Origin of the sequence: Arthrobacter sp. 35/47 (assembly GCF_000520475.1) — a bacterium.
GTDB classification, from domain to species: domain Bacteria; phylum Actinomycetota; class Actinomycetes; order Actinomycetales; family Micrococcaceae; genus Arthrobacter_D; species Arthrobacter_D subterraneus.
The window spans coordinates 104,018-107,894 of sequence record NZ_KI914583.1 but is presented as its reverse complement, the minus strand read 5'-3'; the positions used below and the strand labels follow the sequence as shown (position 1 = coordinate 107,894).

Below are 3,877 nucleotides of genomic sequence, written 5' to 3'. Positions count from 1 at the left end.
CGGCGTCTGCCGGTCCAGGCGGGCGGAAACGCCGACGGCGGGGCGTCCCGTTCCGGTATCGAGCACGTGGGTGGTGATGTGGCTGCGGCTCATGCTGCAAGGACCCCCTTGAGTCGAAGGATGGCGATTTCACGGAGTTGCTGGGCGACGATGTCCAGTTCCTGGTCGGGCGGATTGCGCAGCCGGTCGTGGAGCGCGGCGAGAATGTCCTCGGCGCTGCGGCCGGCGGCCCGGATGAGGAAGACCCGCCCGAACTTCTGCTCGTAGGCACGGTTGCCTTCGAGCAAAGCGGTCTGGGTTTCGACGGCGGTGCTCACTCCCGACTGCTCGTTGCGGGACAGAGCGGCCTCGGCGGTGCTTCCCTGGGCCCGTTCACCGATCCGCGGGTGGTGGGCCAGGGCGCCGTCGATCTCGGCTTCAGTCCACGGGTGGGCCGCGTTCTCGGCGAAGGCGATCAGCTCGGCTTCCGAGGAGAACGGCCGGGCAGCCACTATGGCGTCAACCCAGCGCGGGATATCGACACACGGCGTGAGTTTGGCCGCGGCTTCCGCGGGGGTACAGGAATTGAGGGCGTCAAGGGTCATGGGTGTCAGCTTTCTATAGAGCGCTATCGCCGGCGCTGAACACCCTTACCCTCGAACGAATTCGATTTGACTCGATGTTTCCGGCGATAGTCTAGGAACCAGAAGGTTTCTATATTGTGGAATCTTTCTTCCGGTTTGATTGTAGTCCAGCTCACACCGTTCCTGTCAAGGGCTTCCTGGAATTCCCCACTCATGATGGAAGATAGCCCTATGGATCCGACCGCTGCGTTGAATGAAATCGCCTTCTGGCTGGAACGGGAACTCGCTCCGAGCTTCAAGGTGCAGGCCTTCCGCAAAGCAGCCGCAACCATTGCCGAGCTCGAAACGGAGGAGCTAAGGGTACGCGCCCGGGACGGGCGACTCAAACGCATGAAGGGGATCGGGGCACGCTCTTTCGAGGTGATCACGCAGGCCCTGAACGGGGACACCCCGTCCTACCTCGCTGACCTGCGCGAGCGCTCGAAGGAAGCACTCGCCGACGGCGGGTCCGAGCTGCGGTCGCTCCTCCGGGGAGACCTGCACAGTCACAGTGACTGGTCCGACGGTGGCAGCCCCATCCCGCTGATGGTGGACGCGGCGCGCGCCCTCAACCACGAGTACCTGGCGCTCACGGACCACTCCCCCAACCTAAAGATTGCCAATGGCCTGAGCGTGGAACGGCTCACCGACCAGCTGCGGATCGTGGACCAGATCAACGACGACGACGGCGGCAGCTTCCGCCTCCTCAAGGGGATCGAGGTGGACATCCTGGAGGACGGCACGCTCGACCAAACGCCGGAGATGCTCGACCAGCTGGACATCGTCGTCGCCAGCGTCCACTCCAAGCTGCGCGCGGACCGGCGGACCATGACGGCGCGCATGCTGGGCGGCATCCGGGACCCGCACACCAACGTCCTGGGCCACTGCACCGGGCGGCTGGTGCAGGGGTCGCGCGGTCAGCGGCCGCAGTCCGAATTCGACGCCGAAAGGGTCTTCGCTGCCTGCGCCGAGAACAACGTGGCGGTGGAGATCAACTCACGTCCCGAGCGGCAGGACCCGCCGGATGACCTCATCCAGCTGGCGCTCGACGCCGGCTGCCTGTTCAGCATCGACAGCGACGCCCATGCACCGGGGCAGCTGGACTTCCTGCAGTACGGGGCGCAGCGCGCAGGGGCGAACGGCGTGCCGGCGGAGCGCATCATCACCACCTGGCCGCTGGAGAAGCTCCTCGAGTGGGCAGGCTCCTCCTAACCCCCTTAAGTTGGCAGGACACACCCCTTTTCAGACACCTTTAGCGGCGTGTCCTGCCAACTCAACGTCAGGGGAGGGTGAGCAGTGAGTACTTTTCGATGGCCTGGCGGGGTGCGTCGGGGTCGACTTCGCCGCGTTTGGCGAGGAGTTCGAGGGTGCGTACGACGACGGAGTGTGAGTCGATCTTGAAGTACCGTCGGGCGGCGGCGCGGGTGTCGGAGAAGCCGAAGCCGTCGGCGCCGAGGGTGGCGAAGTCCTGGGGGAGGAATTGCCGGATCTGGTCGGGGACGGCTTTCATGTAGTCGGTGACGGCGACAATGGGTCCGGGTGCGTTGCCGAGCTGTTCGGTGACGAAGGGGACGCGGGCTTCAGCGCCGGGGTTGAGGAAGGCTTCCTCCTCGGCGGCGAGGGCGTCGCGCCGCAGCTCGGTCCAGGACGTCACGGACCACACGTCAGCCGACACACCCCATTCCTCGGCCAGGATCCGCTGTGCTTCGAGCGCCCATGGGACCGCCACACCCGAGGCAAGGATCTGCGACTTTGGAGTGTTTTCGGCCGCGTGTCCGTCCTGGAGTTTGTAGATGCCCCGCAGCAGCCCGTGTACGTCAAGGTTCTCGGGCTCGACGGGCTGGAGGATTGGCTCGTTGTAGACGGTGATGTAGTACATGACGTTCGGATCCGAGCCCGAGACCGCATTACCGGCTCCATACATGCGCTCCAAACCGTCCCGCATGATGTGGCCGATTTCGTATCCGTACGCCGGGTCGTAGGTGATGACGGCGGGGTTGGTGGAGGCGAGGATGGGTGAGTGGCCGTCTGCGTGCTGGAGGCCTTCGCCGGTGAGGGTGGTGCGGCCGGCGGTGGCGCCGATGATGAAGCCGCGGGTCATCTGGTCTCCGGCGGCCCAGAAGGAGTCGCCGGTGCGCTGGAATCCGAACATGGAGTAGAAGACGTAGATCGGGATCAGCGGTTCGCCCTGGGTTGCGTACGCGGTGCCCGCGGCGGTGAACGCCGCCACCGAGCCGGCTTCATTGATGCCGGCATGGAGGATCTGGCCCTGGATCGATTCCTTGTACGCGAGGACCAGGTCACGGTCCACCGAGAGGTAGTTCTGGCCCTTGGGGTTGTAGATCTTCGCTGTCGGGAAGAAGGCGTCCATGCCGAACGTCCGTGACTCATCCGGAACGATAGGAACTATGCGGGACCCCAGGCCCTTGTCCCGCATGAGGTCCTTGAGCAGACGCACCAACGCCATGGTGGTGGCTGCCTGCTGCTTGCCCGATCCGCGCTTGGCTACCTCGTAGGTCTTGTCCCCGGGAAGTACCACCTCTGCGTGCTTTGTCCGCCGCTCCGGAAGGAACCCGCCCAGCGCACGACGCCGGTCGATCAGATAGCGGATTTCCTCCGCTTCAGCTCCGGGATGGTAGTAGGGAGGCGCGTACGGATCCGCCTCAAGCACCTCATCCGAAATGGGGATTTTGAGATAGTCCCGGAATTCCTTCAGCGCCTCGAGTGTCAGTTTTTTCATTTGGTGGGTGGCGTTGCGGCCTTCGAAGTGCGGGCCGAGGCCGTAGCCCTTGACGGTTTTGGCCAGGATCACGGTGGGCTTGCCCTTGAATTCCGTGGCGGCCTTGTACGCCGCGTACACCTTCCGGTAATCATGCCCGCCACGCTTCAGCCCCCACACCTGCGCGTCGGTCATGTCCGCCACAAGATCCTTCGTGGCCGGGGTCTTCCCGAAGAAATGATCCCGCACAAACCCGCCGGACTCAGCCTTGTAGGTCTGGTAGTCCCCGTCCGCGGTCTCGTTCATGATCTTCACCAGGTCCCCGGTGGAATCCCTGGCCAGCAGATCATCCCACTCCCGGCCCCAGACCACCTTGATCACGTTCCAACCCGCACCCCGGAAAAACGCCTCGAGCTCCTGCATGATCTTCCCGTTACCGCGCACCGGACCATCCAGGCGCTGCAGGTTGCAGTTGATCACGAAATTCAGGTTATCCAACCCGTCATTGGCGGCCAGCTGCAACAACCCCCGCGACTCCGGCTCATCCATCTCCCCT

3 protein-coding genes are annotated in these 3,877 nt (G+C 64.3%); 1 reads left to right on the top strand and 2 read right to left on the bottom strand.

From position 1 onward, the window contains the following. Window positions 1–89: 89 nt before the first annotated feature. Complete coding sequence (uraD, locus tag X803_RS0102970; protein ID WP_026543966.1) at window positions 90–584, bottom strand: 2-oxo-4-hydroxy-4-carboxy-5-ureidoimidazoline decarboxylase; 495 nt, start codon at window positions 582–584, stop codon at window positions 90–92. 210 nt (window positions 585–794) lie between these two features. Between uraD and X803_RS0102965 the strand changes: the two genes are divergently transcribed. After that, window positions 795–1,814, top strand: coding sequence for a PHP domain-containing protein (locus X803_RS0102965; protein WP_026543965.1), 1,020 nt, complete (start codon window positions 795–797; stop codon window positions 1,812–1,814). Between the two features lie 67 nt (window positions 1,815–1,881). On the opposite strand, the gene aceE is transcribed toward X803_RS0102965, so the two are convergent. Further along, window positions 1,882–3,877 (bottom strand): pyruvate dehydrogenase (acetyl-transferring), homodimeric type (aceE, locus tag X803_RS17440; RefSeq protein WP_035777675.1); only part of this gene is annotated, 1,996 nt, incomplete at its 5' end.

Excerpts from the sequence above, each read along its gene's own strand:
- uraD (WP_026543966.1), bottom strand. The coding sequence starts at position 584 with ATGACCCTTGACGCCCTCAATTCCTGTACCCCCGCGGAAGCCGCGGCC.
- X803_RS0102965 (WP_026543965.1), top strand. The coding sequence starts at position 795 with ATGGATCCGACCGCTGCGTTGAATGAAATCGCCTTCTGGCTGGAACGG.